Origin of the sequence: Agromyces humi (assembly GCF_009720255.1) — a bacterium.
Classification (GTDB): domain Bacteria; phylum Actinomycetota; class Actinomycetes; order Actinomycetales; family Microbacteriaceae; genus Agromyces; species Agromyces humi.
Genome location: NZ_WJSP02000233.1, coordinates 1 through 5,896 on the forward strand (window position 1 = coordinate 1; position 5,896 = coordinate 5,896).

The window sequence follows — 5,896 nt, forward strand, 5'->3', positions numbered from 1 at the left end:
CAGTCTCTATTTGAGGACGTAGATGACGAGGAACAGGCCGATCCAGACGACATCGACGAAGTGCCAGTAGTAGGAGACGACGATCGCGCTGGTCGCCTCCTTGTGGCCGAAGTTCTTGACGGCGAAGACGCGACCGATCACGAGCAGGAACGCGATCAGGCCACCTGTGACGTGGAGGCCGTGGAAGCCGGTGGTGAGGTAGAAGGCCGATCCGTAGGAGTTAGAGTCGATGGCGATGCCCTCGGAGACGAGCGTCGCGTACTCCCAGATCTGGCCGGCGACGAAGATGGCGCCCATGGCGTAGGTGAGGAAGAACCACTCGACCATGCCCCACTGGGTCGGCTTCCAGCCGGTGGCGTAGGGCTGCAGGCGCTCGGCGGCGAAGACACCGAACTGGCACGTGAAGGAGGAGAGCACGAGGATGATCGTGTTCGTCAGCGAGAACGGGAAGTTCAGGCGATCAGCCTCGAAGTTCCACAAGTCGGGGGACGTCGACCGGAGCGTGAAGTAGATCGCGAAGAGCCCCGCGAAGAACATGACCTCGCTGCCGAGCCAGACGATCGTGCCCACCGCCACGGTGTTCGGTCGCTTGATCACGGGCGCGCTCGCCTGATAAGTGATTGAGGTGCTCGTCACGCTCCCCATTATGGCTGAAATCAGGCCTGAGTTTTCGTCATCCTGGGCAGTCGTTTCGACGTCGAACGGTAAGGGAAGCCTAACTTCCGGTGGGTTCCCGCCGTGAATCCACCCTGAACCTGCTCGCTAGGATCGACGCATGCCCGCCGAACAGACCTGGCCGTCCATCATCTCCGCGCTCCTCGACGGCGAGGACCTCAGCGTTTCGGATGCCGCGTGGTGCATGGAGCAGGTCATGACGGGCACGGCGACTCCGGCCCAGCTGGCGGGCTTCCTGATCGCCCTGCGCGTGAAGGGGGAGACGGTCGACGAGATCGTCGGCTTCCGCGACGCGGTGCTCGAGCACGCCGTGCCGCTCCCGGTCGACCCCATGGCGCTCGACATCGTCGGCACGGGCGGCGACCGGTTCGGCACGGTCAACGTCTCCACGATGGCGTCCGTCGTCGCCGCGGCATCCGGTGTGCCCGTCATCAAGCACGGGAACCGGGCGGCGAGCTCGTCGTCGGGCTCGTCCGACGTCCTCGCGGCGCTCGGGCTCGACCTCTCGCTCCCGGCGGAGCGCGTCGCCGAGGTGCTGGGGGAGGCGGGCATCACGTTCGCCTTCGCGGGCGCCTTCCACCCGGGCTTCAAGCACGCCGGCCCCGTGCGCGCCGAGCTCGGCGTGCCCACGGTCTTCAACTTCCTCGGCCCGCTGTGCAATCCGGCCCGCCCCGAGGCATCCGCCGTCGGAGTCGCCCACCTCGACCGGGTGCCGCTCATCGTGGGCGTGTTCCAGACCCGCGGCGCGACCGCGCTCGTCTTCCGAGGCGACGACGGGCTCGACGAGCTGACGACCACGGGGCATTCGCACATGTGGGAGGTCTCGCTCGGCACGGTGAAGGAACACGACCTCGACCCGCGCGACCTCGGCATCCAGCGCGCACGCATCGACCAGCTCGTGGGCGGCGATGCCGCGCACAACGCCGAGATCGTGCATCAGGTGCTCGCGGGGGAGCGCGGTCCCGTCCGCGACATCGTGGTGCTGAATGCCGCGGCCGGCCTCGTGTCGTTCGCGCTCGCGAAGGACCCCGGCGAGTTCCAGCGTGCGATCCTCGACCGCTTCCGCGACAAGATGGCGGTGGCCGAGGAGGCGATCGACAGCGGCGCTGCGGCGCGCAAGCTCGAGGAGTGGATCGCCGCGACGAAGCGCTGAGGCATCCGTCGCTGCCGCACCCGACCGCGCCCGTGCGAAGCGCGAGCCGGACCTGCGACGGGCCCCGCGGATGCCGCGGGGCCCGTCGTCGCTCGATCAGCGCACGTCGTCGTCGACCCAGTCGAAGGTCTTCGTGACGGCCTTCTTCCAGAGCCGGATCTGGCGGTCGCGCTCCTCGGCCTCCATCTTGGGCTCCCAGCGGGAGTCCTCCTGCCAGTTGGCGCGGAGCTCGTCGAGGTCGGACCAGAAGCCCACGGCCAGTCCGGCTGCGTACGCGGCTCCCAGCGCGGTGGTCTCCGCGACGACCGGACGGACGACCGGCACCCCGAGGATGTCGGCCTGGAACTGCATGAGCGTGTTGTTCGCGATCATGCCGCCGTCGACCTTGAGCTCCGTGAGGTCCACGCCGGAGTCGGCGTTGACCGCCTCGAGCACCTCGCGGGTCTGGAACGCGGTCGCCTCGAGCGCCGCCCGCGCGATGTGCCCCTTGTTCACGTAGCGGGTGAGGCCGACGAGCGCCCCACGAGCGTCGGAACGCCAGTACGGCGCGAACAGCCCCGAGAACGCGGGCACGAAGTACGCGCCGCCGTTGTCCTCCACCGTCTTGGCCAGGTCCTCCACCTCTGCCGCGCTCGAGATCAAGCCCAGGTTGTCGCGGAGCCACTGGATCAGCGATCCGGTGACCGCGATCGACCCCTCGAGCGCATAGTGGGCCGGCGCGTCGCCGAGCTTGTAGCCGAGGGTCGTGAGCAGCCCGTTCTTGGAGTGCACGACCTCGGTGTCGGTGTTGAAGATGAGGAAGTTGCCGGTGCCGTAGGTGTTCTTCGACTCGCCGGCGTCGAACGCCGCCTGGCCGAAGGTGGCGGCCTGCTGGTCGCCCAGGATGCCGGCGACGGGGACCTCGCGGAGGAGGCTCGACGGCTCCACGGTGCCGTACACCTCGGACGACGACTTGATCGCCGGCATCATCGACTTCGGCACGCCGAACGCGTCGAGGATGTCGTCGCGCCAGCTGAGCGTCTCGAGGTCCATGAACATCGTGCGGCTGGCGTTCGTGACATCGGTGGCGTGCACGCCGCCGTCGACGCCGCCGGTGAGGTTCCAGAGCACCCAGCTGTCGGTGGTGCCGAAGAGCAGGTCGCCCGCCTCCGCCTTCTCGCGGGCTCCGTCGACGTTCTCGAGGATCCACACGATCTTCGTGCCCGAGAAGTAGGTGGCGAGCGGCAGTCCGACGTCCTGCTTGAACCGCTCGACGCCGCCGTCGGCCGCGAGACGGTCCACGATGGGCTGGGTGCGGGTGTCCTGCCAGACGATGGCGTTGTAGACCGGCTGGCCGGTGTTCTTGTCCCAGACCACGGCCGTCTCACGCTGGTTGGTGATGCCCACGGCGGCGATGTCATGGCGGGTGAGGTCCGCCTTGCCGAGGGCCTGGCCGATCACCTCGCGCGTGTTGCGCCAGATCTCCATCGGGTCGTGCTCGACCCAGCCGGCGCGGGGGAAGATCTGCTCGTGCTCGAGCTGTCCGGTGGCGACGATCGACCCCTTCTTGTCGAAGATGATCGTGCGGGTGCTCGTCGTTCCCTGGTCGATCGCCAGGATGTAGTCGGCCATGACTTCCTCTCAATTGTGCGGATGCCCCGAGGGCACGCATGCCGAGGGGCACTGTTGCGTTTCGTGCGGACGACGGCGGGGCCGGCCCGTTCGGACCGGCCCCGCCGGATGGTCAGGTGATGATCGGCAGCAGCCAGAGGGCCGCCCAGCCGGCCAGGACACCGCCGATGATCGGGCCCACGACCGGAACCCACGAATAGGACCAGTCGGAGGCGCCCTTGCCCCTGATGGGGAGGAACGCGTGGGCGAGACGCGGCCCGAGGTCACGGGCCGGGTTGATCGCGTAGCCGGTCGGGCCACCGAGCGAGACGCCGATGCCCACCACGAGGAGGGCGACCGGCAGCGCACCGAGCGAGGCGAGTCCGGAGGGATCGCCCTGACGGCCGAAGCCGATCACGACGAAGACCAGGACGAACGTGCCGATGATCTCGGTGACGAGGTTCCACGCGTAGTTGCGGATGCCGGGGCCCGTCGAGAAGGTGCCCAGCTTGGGCGCCGGGTCGGGCTCCTCGTCGAAGTGCTGCTTGTAGGCGAGCCAGACGATGACGGCACCGATGATGGCACCGATCAGCTGGGCCCCGATGTACGCGATCACGGAGAGGAAGTTGACCGGAACCGTGAGGTCGAGCGCGGCGTTGCCGAACTCGGTGGCGCCGTTCGCGACGAGTCCGAGCGTCACCGCCGGGTTGATGTGCGCGCCGGACGCGTAGGCGACGATCACACCGGCGAAGACCGCGAAGCCCCAGCCGAAGGTGACCATGAGGAACCCGCCGTTGAAGCCCTTCGTCTTCGCGAGGGCGACGTTGGCCACGACACCGCAGCCGAGGAGCACCAGCATCGCGGTGCCCACGAGTTCCGAGAGGAACAATATTCCGAGATTGTCCACGTCGACCTTCCATCCTTTTCGCTTGGCCCGAGGGCTTCGCCCAGGGGCGGAACACTGCCCACCATACTCAGGCCATGCATCGCGGGGAATGGGCGCGCTGGTTTTGTCGATTCCTCCTACCACGGCGACCGGGACGGGCGTAGGTTGACTCAGGAGTGCTGCGTCGGCGCCGATGCATGGTCGCGCGGCGTGCGGCAGCCATGGTGAAGGGATGCTCGTGAAGAAGATCATCAACGATCCGAAGCGTGTGGTCGACGAGTCCGTCGCCGGATTCGGACTGGCCCATGCCGATCTCGTCCGCGTGGAGATGGACCCGATCCACGTGGTGCGCGCCGACGCGCCGATCGCCGGCAAGGTCGGCATCGTGAGTGGCGGCGGCAGCGGGCACGAGCCCCTGCACGCCGGCTACGTGGGCTTCGGCATGCTCGACGCCGCGGTTCCCGGAGCCGTGTTCACGTCGCCGACACCCGACCCGATCCTCGCCGCGACGAAGGCGGTCGACGGCGGCGCCGGCGTCCTGCACATCGTCAAGAACTACACCGGCGACGTGTTGAACTTCGAGACGGCTGCCGACCTGGCCGCCGCCGACGGCATCACCGTGCGCGCGGTGGTGACGAACGACGACGTCGCCGTGAAGGACTCGCTGTACACCGCAGGGCGTCGTGGCGTCGCCGGCACCGTGCTCGTGGAGAAGATCGCCGGAGCGGCCGCCGAACGCGGCGACTCCCTCGACGAGGTCGCCGCGATCGCGGAGCGGGTGAATGCGAACGCACGATCGATGGGCCTGGCGCTCACGCCGTGCATCGTGCCCCACGCCGGCGAGCCGAGCTTCCAGCTCGCCGAGGACGAGATCGAGATCGGGATCGGCATCCACGGCGAGCCGGGTCGCGAGCGGATCAAGCTCGAGCCCGCCGACCAGCTGGTGGACCGGCTGCTCGAGCCCATCCTCGAGGACCTGCCCTTCGCATCGGGCGACCGGGTGCTGCTGTTCGTGAACGGCATGGGCGGCACCCCGCTCGTCGAGCTCTACCTCGCCTACCGCCGGGCCGCCGAGGTGCTCGAGGAGCGCGGCATCGAGATCGCGCGATCGCTCGTTGGCAACTACATCACCTCGCTCGAGATGCAGGGCATGTCGCTCACGCTCCTCAAGCTCGACGACGAGATGATCAGGCTGTGGGACGACCCGGTGCAGACCGCGGCGCTCCGCTGGGGAAGATAGGGAGGCATCCGTGGGGCTGGACAGCACCTGGGCGGTCGAATGGGTCAGGCGCAGCGCCGAGGTCATCTCGGAGCATCGCGTCGAACTGATCACGCTCGATCGCGAGATCGGCGATGGAGACCACGGGGAGAACATGGAGCGCGGCTTCCAGGCCGTGCTGCCCAAGCTCGACGACCTGCCCGAGGGCTCCACGCCGGGTGACGTCCTGAAGCTCGTGGCGACGACCCTCATCTCGACCGTCGGCGGGGCCGCGGGACCGCTCTACGGCACCGCCTACCTCAAGGGCGCCGTCGCCGCGGGCTCCGAGGCGACGCTCGACGGTGCTGCCGTCGCCGCCGTCCTCGCGGCCGCG

General features: G+C 68.5%; 6 protein-coding genes. 3 read left to right on the forward strand and 3 right to left on the reverse strand.

Annotated elements, in window-relative coordinates; translation table 11 throughout:
* Nucleotides 1-6: 6 nt before the first annotated feature.
* Nucleotides 7-645: an aa3-type cytochrome oxidase subunit III gene (ctaE, locus tag GH736_RS15705; RefSeq protein ID WP_159605003.1), complete on the reverse strand. Its 639-nt coding sequence runs from the start codon at nucleotides 643-645 to the stop codon at nucleotides 7-9.
* Nucleotides 646-775: 130 nt separating this feature from the next.
* Here ctaE and trpD point away from each other — a divergent pair, with 130 nt between their 5' ends.
* Nucleotides 776-1,828, forward strand: a complete 1,053-nt coding sequence (gene trpD / locus GH736_RS15710) for an anthranilate phosphoribosyltransferase (RefSeq protein ID WP_159605005.1) — start codon at nucleotides 776-778, stop codon at nucleotides 1,826-1,828.
* Nucleotides 1,829-1,924: 96 nt separating this feature from the next.
* Here trpD and glpK read toward each other — a convergent pair whose 3' ends face one another.
* Complete coding sequence (gene glpK / locus GH736_RS15715; protein ID WP_159605007.1) at nucleotides 1,925-3,439, reverse strand: glycerol kinase GlpK; 1,515 nt, start codon at nucleotides 3,437-3,439, stop codon at nucleotides 1,925-1,927.
* Between the two features lie 112 nt (nucleotides 3,440-3,551).
* Entirely contained in the window at nucleotides 3,552-4,277 is a 726-nt protein-coding gene (locus GH736_RS15720) for an MIP/aquaporin family protein (protein WP_235934314.1), read from the reverse strand.
* Nucleotides 4,278-4,542: 265 nt separating this feature from the next.
* Between GH736_RS15720 and dhaK the strand changes: the two genes are divergently transcribed.
* Both dhaK and GH736_RS15730 read left to right on the forward strand, forming a co-directional pair.
* Entirely contained in the window at nucleotides 4,543-5,544 is a 1,002-nt protein-coding gene (gene dhaK / locus GH736_RS15725; protein ID WP_159605013.1) for a dihydroxyacetone kinase subunit DhaK, read from the forward strand.
* A 10-nt stretch (nucleotides 5,545-5,554) separates the two neighbouring features.
* On the forward strand, nucleotides 5,555-5,896 hold a 342-nt coding region (locus GH736_RS15730; RefSeq protein WP_159605011.1), incomplete at its 3' end, for a DAK2 domain-containing protein.

Excerpts from the sequence above, each read along its gene's own strand:
- ctaE (WP_159605003.1), bottom strand. The coding sequence starts at position 645 with ATGGGGAGCGTGACGAGCACCTCAATCACTTATCAGGCGAGCGCGCCC.
- trpD (WP_159605005.1), top strand. The coding sequence starts at position 776 with ATGCCCGCCGAACAGACCTGGCCGTCCATCATCTCCGCGCTCCTCGAC.
- glpK (WP_159605007.1), bottom strand. The coding sequence starts at position 3,439 with ATGGCCGACTACATCCTGGCGATCGACCAGGGAACGACGAGCACCCGC.
- GH736_RS15720 (WP_235934314.1), bottom strand. The coding sequence starts at position 4,277 with ATGCTGGTGCTCCTCGGCTGCGGTGTCGTGGCCAACGTCGCCCTCGCG.